Annotated in this window: 14 protein-coding genes; 10 read left to right on the top strand and 4 right to left on the bottom strand. The window is 72.1% G+C overall.

The genetic code is table 11. The features are described 5' to 3' along the window. The first annotated feature begins 120 nt into the window (after positions 1-120). The 3 genes from AB5J54_RS02305 to AB5J54_RS02315 are packed head-to-tail and all read left to right on the top strand — an operon-like array spanning position 121 to position 2392. The gene (locus AB5J54_RS02305) at positions 121-1311 is read left to right on the top strand and encodes a 7TM domain-containing protein (protein WP_369142159.1); all 1191 of its coding nucleotides are present in this window, start codon (positions 121-123) and stop codon (positions 1309-1311) included. Continuing rightward, complete coding sequence (locus AB5J54_RS02310) at positions 1308-2171, top strand: sugar-transfer associated ATP-grasp domain-containing protein (RefSeq protein ID WP_369142160.1); 864 nt, start codon at positions 1308-1310, stop codon at positions 2169-2171. Before AB5J54_RS02305 ends, AB5J54_RS02310 begins: the two co-directional genes overlap by 4 nt. Next, positions 2171-2392, top strand: coding sequence for a hypothetical protein (locus AB5J54_RS02315; RefSeq protein ID WP_369142161.1), 222 nt, complete (start codon positions 2171-2173; stop codon positions 2390-2392). Before AB5J54_RS02310 ends, AB5J54_RS02315 begins: the two co-directional genes overlap by 1 nt. On the opposite strand, the gene AB5J54_RS02320 is transcribed toward AB5J54_RS02315, so the two are convergent. The 3 genes from AB5J54_RS02320 to AB5J54_RS02330 all read right to left on the bottom strand — a co-directional run bounded on the left by AB5J54_RS02320 (position 2377) and on the right by AB5J54_RS02330 (position 5699). Next, positions 2377-3036, bottom strand: coding sequence for a response regulator (locus AB5J54_RS02320; protein WP_369142162.1), 660 nt, complete (start codon positions 3034-3036; stop codon positions 2377-2379). The two genes, AB5J54_RS02315 and AB5J54_RS02320, sit on opposite strands and share 16 nt — an antisense overlap. Before the next feature lie 10 nt (positions 3037-3046). After that, positions 3047-4453, bottom strand: coding sequence for a sensor histidine kinase (locus AB5J54_RS02325; RefSeq protein WP_369142163.1), 1407 nt, complete (start codon positions 4451-4453; stop codon positions 3047-3049). A gap of 79 nt (positions 4454-4532) precedes the next feature. Beyond that, entirely contained in the window at positions 4533-5699 is a 1167-nt protein-coding gene (locus AB5J54_RS02330; protein WP_369142164.1) for an agmatine deiminase family protein, read from the bottom strand. 263 nt (positions 5700-5962) lie between these two features. Here AB5J54_RS02330 and AB5J54_RS02335 point away from each other — a divergent pair, with 263 nt between their 5' ends. Together AB5J54_RS02335 and AB5J54_RS02340 are read left to right on the top strand one after the other, a co-directional pair. Beyond that, the gene (locus AB5J54_RS02335) at positions 5963-6466 is read left to right on the top strand and encodes a TetR/AcrR family transcriptional regulator (RefSeq protein ID WP_369149190.1); all 504 of its coding nucleotides are present in this window, start codon (positions 5963-5965) and stop codon (positions 6464-6466) included. A gap of 174 nt (positions 6467-6640) precedes the next feature. Continuing rightward, positions 6641-7507, top strand: a complete 867-nt coding sequence (locus AB5J54_RS02340; protein ID WP_369149191.1) for a D-alanyl-D-alanine carboxypeptidase family protein — start codon at positions 6641-6643, stop codon at positions 7505-7507. 108 nt (positions 7508-7615) lie between these two features. On the opposite strand, the gene AB5J54_RS02345 is transcribed toward AB5J54_RS02340, so the two are convergent. Next, a complete protein-coding gene (locus AB5J54_RS02345; RefSeq protein WP_369142165.1) occupies positions 7616-7870 on the bottom strand; it encodes a DUF6332 family protein in 255 nt (84 codons plus the stop codon). A gap of 115 nt (positions 7871-7985) precedes the next feature. Between AB5J54_RS02345 and AB5J54_RS02350 the strand changes: the two genes are divergently transcribed. The 5 genes from AB5J54_RS02350 to AB5J54_RS02370 all read left to right on the top strand — a co-directional run bounded on the left by AB5J54_RS02350 (position 7986) and on the right by AB5J54_RS02370 (position 15269). After that, a complete protein-coding gene (locus tag AB5J54_RS02350; protein WP_369142166.1) occupies positions 7986-8450 on the top strand; it encodes an N-acetyltransferase family protein in 465 nt (154 codons plus the stop codon). Positions 8451-8796: 346 nt separating this feature from the next. After that, a complete protein-coding gene (locus AB5J54_RS02355; RefSeq protein ID WP_369142167.1) occupies positions 8797-9048 on the top strand; it encodes a hypothetical protein in 252 nt (83 codons plus the stop codon). A 122-nt stretch (positions 9049-9170) separates the two neighbouring features. Continuing rightward, complete coding sequence (locus AB5J54_RS02360) at positions 9171-9977, top strand: HlyD family efflux transporter periplasmic adaptor subunit (protein WP_369142168.1); 807 nt, start codon at positions 9171-9173, stop codon at positions 9975-9977. 83 nt (positions 9978-10060) lie between these two features. Then, positions 10061-12280, top strand: coding sequence for an NHLP family bacteriocin export ABC transporter peptidase/permease/ATPase subunit (locus AB5J54_RS02365; protein ID WP_369142169.1), 2220 nt, complete (start codon positions 10061-10063; stop codon positions 12278-12280). Position 12281: 1 nt separating this feature from the next. Continuing rightward, the gene (locus AB5J54_RS02370; RefSeq protein ID WP_369142170.1) at positions 12282-15269 is read left to right on the top strand and encodes an NHLP bacteriocin export ABC transporter permease/ATPase subunit; all 2988 of its coding nucleotides are present in this window, start codon (positions 12282-12284) and stop codon (positions 15267-15269) included. Positions 15270-15329 lie beyond the last annotated feature (60 nt).

The raw sequence follows: 15329 nt of genomic DNA on the forward strand, positions 1-15329 counted from the left end.
AATCTCGAAGCCGATCTTGCCCGAGGGGGCGGACCGGGCCGCCGAGCACGCAACTTTCGTTGCCCCGGTCTGGCCGATCGGCACTACCGGGCGCCCGGCGCCCCCTCGAAGGCTGGTCCCATGCAAGACCTGCTGAAGTACGAAGAGAGCGCCGCCGGCGAGGAACGGCCGTCCGGCGCCCACCGCGCAAGGCGCCTGAGGGTGCCCGTGTTCGTGAAGGTCCTCGGGGCCGTGGCCTGTCTGAGCTTCCTGCTCCTCGCGGTGCTCGGCTCCCCCGACCGGCCCCTGAGCCGGTCGGGGGAGGTCATCGGCGAACGGGAGATGGTGCGCATCAGCGGGCCGACGGGACGCAGCACCGAGGTCCTCGCGCTGATCGACACCGGTGCGTCGGCGTCGTCGGTGGACACCTCGCTGGCGAAGGAGCTCGGTTTCGACCTCGACGCGGCGCCCAGGATCACCGTGGGTTCGGCGCTCGGCCGGGAGAAGCGCCCGGTGGTCGACAGCACCGTGCGGCTGGCCGGCCGGTCGTTCGTCGCCAAGCTCAGCGTCAACAACCGCTCCAAGCGCGAGACCCCCGTCCTGCTCGGCCGGCAGGAGGTGCAGGGTCTTCAGGTGGCGGTGGGCAAGCGGCTGCTCACGCAGCCCGATTCGATCGCCGCGCCGTCGGCCCTGCGGATCCTGTTCGCCAAGGCCCCGGCGATCGACCCCGTGTCCATGATGGCGCTGCTGCCTCTGGCGGCCCTGCTGATCGTGGTGCTCCGGGTGGTCGTCGGGCTGAACACGCTGGGCACGTTCAGCCCGGTGCTGCTGGCCCTCGCGTACGCGCAGGCCGGCCTGCCCCTGGGCGTACCCCTGACGCTCGTGATGTTCGCACTCGGATTCGCCCTCCAGCCCCTGCTGCGCCGACTGCACCTGCCGCGGGTCGCCCGGCTCGGCGTGCTGATCGCGGTGGTCACCTCGGGCCTGATCGCCGCGCAGCTCGGTCTGGGCAGTCTCGGGCTCTCCGACTCGTGGGGGATGTCGCTGCCGGTCGTGGTCACGGCGATCGTCACCGAACGTCTGTGGGAGGCATGGGACCTCGACGGTTTCCGGGCCGCGGCTTCGGGGGCCGCCCTGACCATGGGCACGGCCGTGCTGGTGGCGCTGCTCCTCCTGACGCCGTACGTGCGCGAGGTCGCGGAGGCCGTACCTCTCCAGCTCGCGATCGTGTGCGCCGTATGGACGTCGATCGTGGGAACGTACCGCGGACTTCGTCTGAGCGAGCTCTTCCGGTTCGCTCCCGCGGCCAAGCGGCAGGAGGCGAGGGCGTGATACGCCTTCGCGGCTGGGACCCGGTCATGGGCATGAACCTGCGCAACGCCCGGATCGCCCGGCACAACTCGTCGGCCGCCATCCGGCTCGTCAACGACAAGTACGCCACGAAGGAGGCGCTCGCCGAGGTCGGCGCCCCCACCTCCCCCACCCTGGCCCTGCTGCGCTCACGCCGGGAGATCGCCTCCCTGGACTGGGACGGCCTGCCCGACTGCTGGGCACTGAAGCCGAACCAGAGCCTGGGCGGCAACGGCATCCTGCTGGCCTTCGGCCGGCGTCGCCGGAACTGGACGTCCTCCTCCGGCAGACGGATCTCCAGGGACGTGGTCGCCGACCAGCTGCGCCGCATCCTGGACGGGGACTTCTCTCCGCGCCCCACCGACTGGGCCCTGTTCGAACCCCTGATCCACGCGCACCCCGATCTGGCCCGGCTGTCCCACCAGGGGTTGCCGGACATCCGGGTGATCTGCGACCGGGACCGGCCCCGCCTTGCGATGCTGCGGCTGCCCACCCGCTTCAGCGGCGGGCGGGCCAATCTGCACCAGAAGGCCATCGGCGCCGCCGTCGACCTGTCCACCGGCCGGATCACCCACGCCCTGGTCGGGAAGGAGCCGACCGAGACCCATCCGGACACCGGCGCGCGCCTGATCGGCGCGACCGTTCCGCACTGGGCGGAGGTACTCGACGCGGCGAGCCGGTGCGCGTCGGCGACCGGCCTGCACTATCTGGGCGCGGACATCGTCGTCGACGCCGACCGGGGGCCGCTGATCCTGGAGGTCAACGCGCGGCCCGGCCTGCAGATCCAGAACGTCACCGGTCACGGCCTGATGACCGCGACCGCCCACCCTTGGAGTCCCTGATGCGCTGGACCGCGCTCGTCGCCAAGTCCGTCGTCGCCGGTGCGGCCGGAGCCTTCCTCGCGGTCAGCGCCGCGGGCGTACAGCCGCCACGCCAGGCTTCCGAGGCGGACCCGGGCAGGGAGGTGCCCGCGGACGAGCGGACCTACGCACCCGGTCCGGGGTCCGGGGCGACCGGCCCCGTCCCGAGTCCTTCGCCGACGGTGAGTCACCGCTCCCCCTGAAGGAGCCGGGCGTCGTGGGCCAGGATGGCGGCCTGGACGCGGTTGGCGCAGCGCAGCTTCGTCAGCATGCGGCTCACGTACGCCTTGACCGTGCCCTCCCCCAGGTGCAGCCGCTTGCCGATCTCGGCGTTGGAGGCGCCGGTGCCGACCATCGCGAGGACCTCGCGCTCCCTGCTGGTGAGGTCGGCGATGCGGCGTACTCGGGGATCGGCAGGCTCCTCGCCGCCGTCGAGGTACCGGTCGATGAGGTGCCGGGTGATCTGGGGGGACACGACGGGGACTCCGGACGCGACCCGACGGACGGCCTGGATGAGTTCCTGCGGGGTGCTGTCCTTGAGGAGGAATCCCGCCACGCCCGCTCGCAACGCGCGTTCGACGTAGGCGTGTTCGCCGAAGGTGGTGAGCATGAGCACCCGGATCGACGGGGCCCGGGCGGCGAGCCGTTCCGCCGCGCAGAGCCCGTCCGTGCCCTGCATCTGGATGTCGAGCATCGCGACGTCCACCTCGTGCCGGACGGCGAGCGCCTCCGCCTCGCGGCCGTCCGACGCCTCGGCCACCACGTCGATGTCGTCGGCGTGCTTGAGCACCAGCCTGATGCCGGCGCGGACCAGCTCCTGATCGTCGGCGAGCAGTACACGTATCACAGCGGAAGCCTCAAGAAGTGGGAGGGAGGACGGTCGACGAGACGGCGGTCCCCTCGACGCCGGACGGTTCGTCCGCCTCCGGGTACGGGACGAAGGCGAGGGTGACGAACTGCAGGGCGACGACACCCAGCACGCCGAGCGCCATGGCGGCGGCGTTCACGAAGCGGTGCCACCAGGAGCGGGCCGCCGACACGGTCTGCGGGCCGGCCGGGGCGGGCGTGGTCGCCGTGGCGGGGCCGGCGTCCAGGGGGATGCGGGCGTCGACCGCGTACCCGCCGCCGTCGGCGGGTCCGGCGCGCAGGGTGCCGCCGAGCAGACGGATCCTTTCGTGGAGACCGACGAGGCCGAGGTCGCCGCCCGGCAGCCTGACCGCCCGTGCGGTGACGCTCTCGGGTCCGTTGCGGACGTCGACGCGTACCTGCCGGGACTCCCTGCGGACGGCGACCCGTACCTCCGACGCGGCCGCGTGCTTGTGCACGTTGGTCAGGGCCTCGCGGATCACCCTGTCCACGGCGCGCCGGGCGGTGGGGCTCTCCCCCGTCAGGTCGTCGCCGGACCAGTCGAGGTGCACGGCGATGCCGGCCGTACGGGACTGGGCCACGAGCGCGGCGACGTCGGCGCGGGTTCCGGTACGTGCGGTCAGCGGCTCCGCGGCACCCGACAGCGGATCCTCCGCGCGCAGGACCCCGAGGACGTCCCGTAGCTCGGCCATCGCCTGGCGGACCGTGCTGTGCACCAGCCGGGCGCTGCGACGGACCTCGGGATCACCGGCCTCGCCGGCCATCTCCAGGCCGCCGGAGTGCAGGGCGACGAGGCTGAGCCGGTGGCCGAGCAGGTCGTGCATCTCGCCCGCGATCCGGGACCGTTCGCGCGATCTGGCCTGCTCCTCGGCCGAGCGGTGGGCCCGCTCCAGGAAGGCGTTGCGCTCCTCCAGGGCCTGGAGGAGCCGCTCGCGCTGACCGGTCAGCGCCCCGGCGAGACCGGGCAGGATCCCGCACACGATGCCCGTGACGAGGACGACCATCACGTCGTACTCGAGGATCGGCGCGGGCTCCGCCGCCGAGTGGGCGAGGGTGACGGCCAGTGGCACCGTCAGGGACGCGGTCAGGGTGACGACGCGGTGGTGGAGCCGGGTCCAGTTCAGGCCCGCCGTGTAGGCGACGGCCGTCAGCGCTCCGCCGGTCAGCGGCTCGAACGCGATGAGCGCGGCCGCGGCGACCAGCGCCGTCGCGGGCCACCGTCGGCGGACGAGTACCGCCGTCACCGCCCCCGCGGCCGTGGTGAGCTGTCCCGCCGTGCCGCACAGCGCGCCCTGCTCGGAGCTCCAGCTGTCCCAGTCCAGCAGGGCCACGACGGTCGCCGCGGTCACGGCGATCAGCGCGAGGTCGGCCGTCAGCGGAAACAACCGGCGCCGCATATCACTCTCCTGAAAAAGGCCGGCCGCCGCCGAAGGGCGACGACCGGCGCGTGGAACCGTCTCGTCCGGGGTCGTCGGGTCAGACGGCCGGGGGCACGACGGGCTGCGACTGGGTGGCGCAGTGGATGCCGCCACCGCCGGTCGCGATGTTGTCGATGTCGAGCTGGACGATGGTCCGGCCGGGATAGGCGGCCGCGAGGATGTTGTAGGCCACGCCGTCGGCGTAGCTGTCACCGAACTGGGGGACGAGGACGGCGCCGTTGGCGGTGTAGTAGTTGGTGTAGCTGGACAGGAAGGCGCTGCCCCGGTCCTTGCCGCGGATGCGCTTGCGGTCCGGGCCGGGGAGTTCGGTGACGGTCAGGCGGCGGCCCTGGGCGTCGGTCGCGCCGAGCAGGATCTGCTTGGTCTCGTTGTAGACGGCGACCCACTTGGGGTCGGTGCCGGGACCGGGCTGGTCGAGGATGACCTGTCCCGGTGCGACGAAGCGGGCCAGGCAGTCGATGTGGCAGTCGGTGATGTCCTGGCCGGCGAGTCCCGGCACCCAGATCACCTTGTCGATGCCGAGCGCCGACTTCATCGCCTGCTCGACCTGGTCCTGGCTCATGCCGGGGTTGCGGTTGCTGTTGACGAGCGAGCTGACGGTGGCGAGCAGGGTGCCCTGGCCGTCGGTCTCCAGCGAGCCGCCCTCCCCGACGAATCCGGCCTGCACGCGCGGGACGCCGTACTGGCCGAGCAGGGTCGCGGCCGCGGCTGCGTCGTTCGCGTACGGCTGGGCGTACGTCGTGCCGGTCTTGCCCCAGCCGTTGAAGTTGGTGTCCACGCCCGCGACGGCGCCGGGCGCGACGACGAAGGTGGGGCCGAAGTCCCGGATCCACAGGTCGTCGTTGGGTATCTCGACGACCTCGATGCCGTAGTAGGCGCCGGCTCCGCACTGGTACCGCGCGTCGGCCGCCTGCTCGGGGCGGGCGAGCACCACGACGGGCTCGTAGCGGGAGATCGCGTCGGCCACGCGCGCGATGTCACGGCGCACGCCGGTGAGGTACGGGGACCAGATCGAGGACAGCGCGGGCCAGGCCATGAAGGTCCGCACATGGCGGTCGTGCTCGGCGGGCATGCGCAGCGTGGCGCCGGAGGGGCTGGTGGCGGCGCGGGCGACGGTGGGCAGGGCCGATCCGAGGGCCGCGAGGGGCAGAGCGGCCGCGCCGAGCTGGAGCAGTCGGCGCCGGGACGTCGTGGACGTGTCCATGGAACTCCTACCTGAAGGGAGGGGGGCGGATGTTCCCCCGCATCGTGCCGCAGACTGAAAATTCAGTCAATGATCTCGAGATCATGACTAAAGATTCAGTCAATGTGTGAGACTGATGGTTCAGACCACTCAGACCACAAGGCCGCGACCACAGGGCCGCACAGACCACTCACGAGGGGGATCACGTGGCGAGGGACCGCCGAAGGGCCATCTTGGAAGCCGCCGCCCGCGTCATCGCGCGGCGAGGGGTCCGCGGACTGCGCATGGAGGAGCTCGCGACGGAAGCCGGGGTGTCGACCGCGCTGATCTACTACCACTTCAAGGACCGCGCCGGCGTGCTGCGCCACACCCTCGAGTTCATCAGCGAACGGGCCGATCGCTACACGTCCGACGGGGGTGCCGGCGCCGGACCGTACGACGCCCGGGAGGAGCTGACGCAGACCCTCCTCCTGGAGTTCCAGGACGTTCCCGAAGTACGGGAGAACAGCACGGCGTGGGGCGAGCTGCGCGCCAGCGCGGTCTTCGAGCCCGAGCTGCGCGGAGATCTGGCCCGCGCCACGCTGGCGTGGATCCACGATGTCGCGGACCTCCTCAGCGGCATCCTGCCGTCAGCCCCCGCACCGGCCCTGACGGCATCCGCGGAACGGCTCACCGGCCTCCTGGAGGGACTCAGCACGCGGTGGCTCAGCGGCGCACTGCCCCTGAGCCACGCACGCGAGCTGGTGCGGGAGGCGGTCTCCCTCGAGGTCGAGCGACTGGGTCGCTGAGCGGGGGGCGGACGGCGTCACCTGAAAAAGAAGAAAGATCACCGTCCCGGCGCGCATCCTCGGAGCCCTCTCGATCGTCTTGTAGGCGCCGGGTCCGCGCGGACGCCGTCCTTGGACCCGGATGACATCGATTCCTACCTAGGGCAGAAGACTTTGCTGACTCCCCCACTCGGCCTGCGCAGCGCCGTGACCGTCTCGCTCACGGCCTCGGCCGTACTGGCCGGCGGCCTCTTCGCCGGCCAGGCGCACGCCGCGACGCCCACCCCGTCGATCACCGCCCCCGGCGGCTTCGTCATGAACGACGGAACGGGCGCGATCCTGTACGGAAAGGCCGCGGACACCCGTCGGTCGACCGGCTCCACCACGAAGATCATGACCGCGAAGGTGGTGCTGGCCCAGCCGAACCTCAACCTCGACGCCAAGGTCACGATCCAGAAGGCCTACAGCGACTACATCGTCGCCAAGAACGCCTCCTCGGCCCGGCTCATCGTCGGGGACAAGGTGACCGTCCGGCAGCTCGTCTACGGCCTGATGCTGCCGTCGGGTTGTGACGCCGCCTACGCGCTGGCCGACAAGTTCGGAACGGGCTCCACGCGGGACGCCCGCGTGAAGTCGTTCATCGGGAAGATGAACGACGAGGCCCGGCGGCTCGGCCTGCGGAACACCCACTTCGACTCGTTCGACGGGATAGGGGGTCCGCAGAACTACTCGACGCCGCGTGATCTGACGAAGATCGCCAGCAGCGCGATGAAGAACTCGACGTTCCGCAACGTCGTCAAGACGCAGTCGACGAAGCAGAAGGTCACCACGAAGAGCGGTGGTTACCGGTACATGTCGTGGACCAACACGAACAAGCTCCTGAGCACGTACAGCGGCGCGATCGGCGTGAAGACCGGTTCGGGTCCGCAGGCCAAGTACTGCCTCGTCTTCGCGGCCACCCGCGGCAACAAGACGGTCATCGGCACGGTGCTCGCCGCTCCGTCCGAGGCGAACCGGGCGGCCGACGTGAAGAAGCTGCTGGACTACGGCTTCGCTAGGTAGTAACAGCGGCAACCGGCTGCCTCCCGTCGAACGGGAGGCAGCGCGGGTCGGCTCCGGGTCCGGCCATCTCGTGGGGCCTGGCGCCACCAGCCCGGGTCCCACACCCCGTCAGCGCCCCTGTCTGCGCGCTCTGTCGAATCGGACCAGCACCCGCACCACCCGCCACACCGCGGCAAGTCCCGCCAGTACCGCCCCCGCCGTCAGCAGGGCCTTCCCCGCCGGCTCGTTCACTCCGACGAGCAGGGCCGGCACCAAGAGGACGCCGAAGACGAGCGCGGCCAGGACGGCAGCCGTCACCAGGGCGAAGCCGATCTCCACCGTCATCGCGTCCTTCTCCCACCGCGACTCTCGTCCCATGTCCATGGCGGGAGTCTCACACAGTTCCTCGGCACCTACTGAAGCTGGGGTCAGTGGCGGCATCGCGGCGTGATCCACTTGATCGGCACCGCAGGGAGCGGTGCGTGAGGAGTGTGACGCCATGTCCGACACCGCCGCCGTCGTGGTCCGCCCGGTCCGGGAGGGCGACTTCGACCAGTGGCGTGCCCTGTACCGGGGGTACGCCGACTTCTACCGGGTCGAGCAGACCGAGGAGGCCGCGCGGCTCGTCTGGTCCTGGATCCACGACCCCGGCCACGAGGTGGAGGGCCTGGTGGCCGAAGACGCCGACGGGCGGCTCCTCGGGCTCGCCCACTTCCGGGCGTTCGCGCGCCCGCTGTCCGCCACCGTCGGCGGCTGGCTCGACGACCTGTTCGTGGATCCGGCGAGCCGTGGCTCCGGTGTGGTGGACCTGCTGCTCGGCGCTCTGCGCGGGATCGGGGCCGAGCGCGGCTGGAGCGTCGTCCGCTGGATCACGGCCGACGACAACCACCGCGCCCGGTCCAAGTACGACCAGGTGGCCACCCGCACGATGTGGATCACGTACGACATGGTCCCTGAGGCCTGACGGGCCGTCCGGCGCCGCGTGCCTGCCGCAAATCTGCACAACGTGTGCGAGTGGAGGGGCGGCCCCTTCACCTTTCCCCGACACCACGGGGTCCGGGGCCGCCCGGACGGCACCCTTCTGTCCGTTTAAGTTCCCTGCGCGGGGCGGGTCGGCGGAATCTGTTACTCGGATCCGAGGAGAAGCTGTCGGCATTCGGTGAAATTGAATGCACGGCCGCTTCCCGAGGTGCAGAAGAACCCCTGCCGGAGCGTCAACCGAATTTCTCCGGTCAGTCGTTCACGTGATTTGATCAATCCCGCTGCGGCCGCAGAAGACGGATTCCCCCCATGAACGAAGGGTGCGCATCATGCGTCACGACCTTGAGACCGCTGAGATCTCCGACGCCGACCTCGACGCCGTTTCCGGCGGTCTCGTCACCGTCTCCGGCGGCCTCGCCGGCGCCCTGACCAACGACGTCACCAACGTGCTCGGCACCGTCGGCTCGCTGCAGACGGTCCAGGGCGTCGAGGGCCTCGTCTCCGGTGTTCCCGGCCTGGCCGCCGGCATCACCGGTGTCTCGGTGAACACCGCGGGCATCACCGGCATCGCCGGTCTCTGAGCCCCATAAGGGCCGTGAACCCCGGAACCGTCCCGGTTCCGGGGTTCACGGACACCTCCGAGCCCGACCGCGGAAAACCCGACCGCGGGAATTGCGAGAGAATGCAGCCGAAGGAATAGTCCGTGCAGTTCCGCCGCAATGCGCTTTCCAAGCTGCAATCCCCCGAAGAACTCGACGTGCCCGTGCGTTTCGCACGCCCGCAGGGCCGTCTCGTCCTCGCCGTCACCGTCGTCGTCATGGCGGCCGCGTGCGTCTGGGCCCTCACCGGCACGGTCACGTCCAAGGTGAACGCCCCCGGTCTCCTCACCCATGCCGAGGGCACCTATCTCCTCCAGAGCCCCGTCGCCGGCCAGGTCACGGAGGTCCTCGTCGAAGAGGGCCGGTCCGTCTCCCCCGGCGCGCCCCTGCTGACCGTCCGTACGGACCGGGGCGACCGGCCGGTACGCGCCGTCGCCGGCGGTCGCGTCACCACACTGCACGCCAGGCTCGGTTCGGTCGTCACCGCGGGCGCCGACGTGGCGACCGTCGAGCGCGTGACCGACCCGGACGCCCCTCTGGTGGCCGTCCTGTACCTGCCGGGCGACACCGCCGCCACGATCCGCGTGGGCGCCCCCGTCGACCTCGGCGTCCAGTCCGCCCCGCGCGACCGGTTCGGCGTGCTCCGGGGCCGGGTCACCGCCGTCGGCAGCACTCCGCAGACACAGGCGCGACTCGTCTCCTTCCTCGGCGACGCCGGTCTCGCCGCGCGGTTCTCCCGCCAGGGCGATCCGGTCGCGGTCCTCGTGGCCCTGGACCGCTCCCCCACCGGCGCCTCCGGATACGCCTGGTCCTCCTCGGACGGCCCCCCGCAGGTGCCCGTGTCCGGCACGCCCGTCAGCGGCGCCGTCCACCTCGCCGCGCAGCGGCCCGTCGACTGGCTGCTGCCGTGAGCGCGGCACGAGGAGCCACCCCGGCAGGGTCCCGGTCCCGTGGCAGGGCGCGGACGACGGCTCGCAGGCTCCCGCCCGCCGCCGTGCCCGAACCCCGTACCCCCGCCGCCGGCCGTCCCCGGCGCCGTACGCCCGTCGCGAAGGGCCGACGGCCCCGGACCGTCCGCACCCCCACCGTGCTGCAGATGGAGGCGGTCGAGTGCGGTGCCGCCGCGCTCGCGATGGTGCTCGGCCACCACGGCCGCTTCGTCCCGCTGGAGGAGCTCCGGATCGCCTGCGGCGTCTCCCGCGACGGGTCCCGGGCCGGGAACCTCCTCAAGGCCGCCCGTGGTTACGGACTCCAGGCCAAGGGCATGCAGATGGACCTGGCCGCGCTCGCCGAGGTGCGCGCCCCGGCCGTCCTCTTCTGGGAGTTCAACCACTACGTCGTCTACGAGGGCACCGGCCGCCGTTTCGGCCGCCCCGGCGTGTACATCAACGACCCCGGCAGCGGCCGCCGTTTCGTCCCCATGGACCAGTTCGACACCAGCTTCACCGGAATCGTGCTCACCTTCGAACCCGGCCCCGCCTTCCGCCGCGGCGGGAGCCGGCCCGGTGTGCTCGCCGCGCTGCCCGCCCGGCTGCGCGGCACGTCGGGCACCATGGCCGCCGCGGTCGTCGCGAGCCTCCTCCTGGTGGCCGTCGGCGCGTGGGTGCCGGCACTGAGCCGTACGTACATCGACATGTTCCTCATCGGGAACCAGACGTCCCTGCTCGGCGTGGTCTTCGCGGCGATGGCGACCGCCCTCGTCCTCACCGCGACGCTCACCGGCCTCCAGCAGGCCAATCTGCTGCGCGGGCGCATCATCGCGTCCACCCTGGGCAGCGCCCGCTTCCTGCGGCATCTGCTCCGGCTCCCGCTCGCCTTCTACGCCCAGCGCAACCCCGCCGACCTGGTCCAGCGCCTCCAGTCCAACGACGCCGTCGCCGAGACCCTCGCCCGCGACCTCGCCGCGGCGGCCGTCGACGCCGTCGTGGTCCTGCTCTACGCGGTGCTGCTCTGGACGTACGACCCGCAGCTCACCGTCGTCGGCGTGCTGATCGCCCTGCTCAACGTCGTGGCCCTGCGCGTCGTCGTCCACGTGCGGGCCACCGGCACGCAGAAGCTGCGCGCGGAGAGCGCCCGGCTGACCAACACCGCGTACAGCGGACTGCAGCTCATCGAGACGATGAAGGCCACCGGCGGCGAGGACGGCTTCTTCCGCCGCTGGGCCGGGCAGCACGCCACGACCCTCGACGTGCAGCAGCGGCTCGGCGTGCCCAGCGCCTGGCTGGCGGTCGTCGCGCCCACCCTCGCCGCGCTCAACAGCGCGCTGATCCTGACGATCGGCGGCCTGCGGGCCGTGGAGGGGCACCTCACCGTCGGGCTGCTCGTCGCCTTCCAGGCCCTCGTGACCGGTTTCACCGCACCGATCAGCCGGCTCAACGGAGTGGCGGGCCGCATCCAGGACTTCGCGGCCGACGTCGCCCGCCTGAGGGACGTCGAGGACTTCCCCGTCGACCCGGTCCACACCCGGCGCGCCCCGCACGCCCCCACCCGCCGTCTCACCGGCCACGTCGAGCTGGACGGCGTCACCTTCGGCTACAGCCCCCTCGACGCCCCGCTGCTCAAGGAGTTCTCGCTGACCGTCGGACCCGGTCGGCAGGTCGCCCTGGTCGGCGGCTCCGGCAGCGGCAAGTCCACCGTCTCGCGGCTGATGTCCGGCCTCTACACCCCCTGGGAGGGCGCGATCCGCATCGACGGCATGCGCCTGGAGGACATCCCGCGCAGCGCCCTCGCCGCCTCCGTCTCCTTCGTCGACCAGGACGTCTTCCTCTTCGAGGGCACCGTCCGCGACAACGTGGCGCTCTGGGACCCCTCGATCACGGACGAGGCGGTCGTCAGCGCCCTCCAGGACGCCGCCGTGTACGACGAGGTCGCCCGCCGCCCCGGCGGCATCCGCAGCCGGGTCGAGCAGGACGGCCGCAACTTCTCCGGCGGCCAGCGCCAGCGCCTGGAGATCGCCCGTGCGCTGGTGCGCCGCCCCAGCGTCCTGATCCTCGACGAGGTGACGAGCGCCCTCGACGCGGCCACCGAACAGATCGTGATCGACAACCTGCGGCGGCGCGGCTGCGCCTGCGTGGTCATCGCCCACCGGCTGAGCACCGTGCGCGACAGCGACGAGATCGTCGTGCTCGACCGGGGCACGGTCGTGGAACGCGGTCGCCACGAACAGCTCGTCGCGGCGCGCGGCGCGTACGCCGGCCTGGTCAAGGAGCACTGACGTGACCTTCCCCCACCCGCCCGCCGACCTCGCCGGCGTACGGCACGGCGGCGGCGTCCCGGACCCGGTCGTCGCCGCCCTGGGCGCGCTGGGCAGCGCGGTCGACTGCGCCGGGCTGCGCAGCGTCGGCCTCGAAGGCCCGCACGTCCTCTGGCTCGTCGCCGACGGCGCGATGGACCTGTTCGCCGTCGACACGGCGCGGCTCGGCCCCTGGCACTCCCTGGGCCGCGTCGAGACGGGCACGCTGCTGCTCGGCCCGGTCGACGGCCCCGCGCACACCCTGATAGGCCGCCCCGTGCAGGGCTGCGTGCTGCGCCGCATCGAGCTGCGCGAACTGCCGTACGGGGCAGGTCAGACGTACGGGGAGCAGGCATACGGAGCCGGGCAGGCCTACGGGGAGCAGGGGTTCGGCGGCCAGTGGCACGAAGGGCACTCGTACGAGGGGCGGTGGAACCAGGGGCAGTGGCACGCGGACGGCTGGTACGAGAACCGGAGCGCGTACGGCATGCCGGCCGAGGCCCCGCCCAGCCCCCTGGAACACGCCTTCGCGCTCGGCATCGGGCGCGGCCTTCGCGTCCTGTACCAGGCGGCCCTGGACGACGCCTCCGGCGCGGCCGACGGCGACGTCCTCTGGATGCAGGTCAGCCCCGGCAGCATCGCGTACGGAGCGGCGTACGAGAGCCACCAGGGCCAGGGCCACGGGTCCGGCACGCTCCTGATCGAGTCCGCGACCTGGCAGGGCATGGTCGACCAGCAGTACCGGCTGCTGTACGCCCTGGACGACTGGATCGAGCAGCTCGAACGCGACCACGAGGACCGCGCCGCCGCGGGGATCGAGGCGGGGAAGGCGGCCCGCACGCGCGCGGACCGGGCGCTGCTCGCCTCCATCGGCCGCTCCGGCGGCACTTCGCCGGCGGATCGTGCGGGCGACGACGCGACCTACGCCGTGTGCCGGGCCGTCGCCGACGAGGCGCGCATCACCCTCGCGGAGCCGGCCGCCGTCGGCACGGAGACCGGACGCCTCGACCCCGTCGAACGCATCGCGGTCGCCTCCCGGATCCGGACCCGGGGCGTCCGGCTCGGTGAGCGCTGGTGGCGCGAGGACAGCGGCCCGCTTGTGGGCCACCGCGCGGCGGACGGGACACCGGTCGCCCTGTTGTGGCGGCGCGGCCGGTACGTGGCCTTCGACCCGGCCACCGGTGAGCGGGAGCGCGTCGGCCGGAGCTCCGCCGAGGAGTTCGCGCCGCGGGCCGTCATGTTCTACCGGCCGCTGCCCGACCGGCCGCTCGGCGTGCTGCGCCTGCTCCGGTTCAGCGTCCGGGGCACCCGGGCCGAGCTCCGCGACCTGCTCCTCGGCGGGCTCGTCGCGGTCGCGCTCGGCGCCCTCGTCCCCGTCGCCACCGGCAAGGTGCTCGGGACGTACGTACCGGCGGCCGAGACCGGACTCATCGTCCAGGCCGGCGTCGCGATCATCGCGACCAGCCTCGTGTCGGCCGTCTTCATGCTGCTCCAGAACACCGCGATCCTCCGCATGGAGGGCCGGATCGAGGCCACGCTCCAGCCGGCCGTCTGGGACCGTCTGCTGCGCCTTCCGACGACGTTCTTCGCCGGCCGCTCGACCGGTGAACTGGCGGGGGCGGCCATGGGCATCAGCGCCATCCGGCGGGTGCTGTCCGGCATCGGCCCGGTGGTCGTCCAGGCCGGCACCGTGGGGACGGTGAACCTGGTGCTGCTCCTCGTCTACAGCGTGCCCCTGGCCTTCGTCGCGCTCGCCCTGCTGCTCGCCACGGCCGCCGTCTTCCTGGGCCTCGGCCTCTGGCAGCTGCGCTACCAGAGGCAGCTGATCCGGCTCGGCCACCAGCTCGACAACCAGGCCTTCCAGACGCTGCGCGGTCTGCCGAAGCTGCGTGTGGCGGCGGCCGAGAGCTTCGCGTACGCCGCCTGGGCGGGGCGCTTCGCCCGCACCCGTGAGCTGCACCGGCGCGTCGGGCGGATCAAGAACGTCCTCGCGGTCCTCGGCGCGGTCTGTCTGCCGCTGTGCACGCTCGTGATGTTCGCGCTCCTGGCCGGCCCGGCCCGCGGCACCCTGTCCGCGAGCGAGTTCCTCACGTTCAGCACCGCCGTCACGATGATGCTGTCCTCGGTCACGCAGCTGACCGGCGCGCTCCTGTCGGCCGCCGCCGTACAGCCCATGTTCGAACAGATCAGGCCGGTGTTCCGGGAGACGCCCGAGGTCCGCGGCTCCAGCGCCCCGCCCGGCGAACTCACCGGGGCGATCGAGGCCGAGAACCTCTCCTACCGCTACACCGAGGACGGTCCGCTGGTCCTCGACGGAGTCGATCTGCGGGTGCGGCCGGGCGAGTTCGTCGCGATCGTCGGGGCCAGCGGCTGCGGCAAGTCCACGCTCCTGCGGCTGCTCATCGGCTTCGACCGGCCGGCCTCGGGCACCGTGCGGTACGACGGGCAGGACCTCGCGGCCCTCGACCAGGCGGCCGTGCGCCGCCAGTGCGGTGTCGTCCTGCAGAACGCCCAGCCGTTCTCCGGTTCCGTCCTCGACTGCATCCGCGGCGCCGGAGCGTACCCCCTGGAGGACGCGTGGGCCGCCGCCGCGATGGCGGGCCTGGCCGAGGACATCAAGGCCATGCCGATGGGCATGCACACGATGCTGACCGACGGCGGCGGCACCGTATCGGGCGGGCAGCGCCAGCGGCTGATGATCGCCCAGGCGCTCATCCGCAGGCCCCGGATCCTCTTCTTCGACGAGGCGACGAGCGCCCTGGACAACGAGGCGCAGCGGACCGTCATCGAGTCGACCCGCGCGCTGAACGCGACACGCGTGGTGATCGCCCACCGACTGTCCACGATCATGGACGCGGACCGGGTGATCGCCCTGGCGGACGGGCGTGTCGTCCAGGAGGGGACTCCCGCCGAGCTCCTCGCCGATACGAGTGGTCTCTTCCACGAACTGGTGCGGCGTCAGCTGGGATGAAACCGGATCGGCCGTCGGGGGCGTGTACACGTAGGACAGTGATCATCGCGGAAGGAGACC

This window comes from Streptomyces sp. R44 (assembly GCF_041053105.1).
GTDB lineage: Bacteria > Actinomycetota > Actinomycetes > Streptomycetales > Streptomycetaceae > Streptomyces.

What these genes read in the sequence shown, in the direction of transcription:
- AB5J54_RS02305 (WP_369142159.1), top strand. Translation starts at nt 121, where the DNA reads ATGCAAGACCTGCTGAAGTACGAAGAGAGCGCCGCCGGCGAGGAACGG.
- AB5J54_RS02315 (WP_369142161.1), top strand. Translation starts at nt 2,171, where the DNA reads ATGCGCTGGACCGCGCTCGTCGCCAAGTCCGTCGTCGCCGGTGCGGCC.
- AB5J54_RS02325 (WP_369142163.1), bottom strand. Translation starts at nt 4,453, where the DNA reads ATGCGGCGCCGGTTGTTTCCGCTGACGGCCGACCTCGCGCTGATCGCC.
- AB5J54_RS02330 (WP_369142164.1), bottom strand. Translation starts at nt 5,699, where the DNA reads ATGGACACGTCCACGACGTCCCGGCGCCGACTGCTCCAGCTCGGCGCG.
- AB5J54_RS02335 (WP_369149190.1), top strand. Translation starts at nt 5,963, where the DNA reads ATGGAGGAGCTCGCGACGGAAGCCGGGGTGTCGACCGCGCTGATCTAC.
- AB5J54_RS02345 (WP_369142165.1), bottom strand. Translation starts at nt 7,870, where the DNA reads ATGGACATGGGACGAGAGTCGCGGTGGGAGAAGGACGCGATGACGGTG.
- AB5J54_RS02350 (WP_369142166.1), top strand. Translation starts at nt 7,986, where the DNA reads ATGTCCGACACCGCCGCCGTCGTGGTCCGCCCGGTCCGGGAGGGCGAC.
- AB5J54_RS02355 (WP_369142167.1), top strand. Translation starts at nt 8,797, where the DNA reads ATGCGTCACGACCTTGAGACCGCTGAGATCTCCGACGCCGACCTCGAC.